Origin of the sequence: Paenibacillus sp. 32O-W (assembly GCF_007679495.1) — a bacterium.
GTDB classification, from domain to species: Bacteria; Bacillota; Bacilli; order Paenibacillales; family NBRC-103111; genus Paenibacillus_L; species Paenibacillus_L residui.
Window position 1 is genome coordinate 1 of sequence record NZ_VEGP01000225.1, and the last position, 224, is coordinate 224.

The following is a 224-nucleotide window of genomic DNA, read 5'->3' on the forward strand; positions in this document are numbered from 1 at the left end:
TTGTGTTGCATGGTGTCGACGATGCCAGCGAGCGTCGGATTCGGCGCAAGCCGGATATGCTGGTATCGGCCGGAACCAACCACATTGGCGGGCACCCGGATCACCGTCCGGCGAATCGTTTGGACTTCGCAGCGCTTGAGCGATTCAGGCATCAGCGTCTGTTTGAACCAGACCATCACGTTGTAGGCGATGGCTTTGATCCAGCTGAACAGCAAGTTCCGGAG

At 58.0% G+C, this 224-nt stretch carries 1 pseudogene; it reads right to left on the minus strand.

Annotation, left to right across the window (positions count from 1 at the left end):
• A pseudogene (locus FS806_RS25525) lies at positions 1–224 on the minus strand (IS1380 family transposase); the annotation flags it as partial.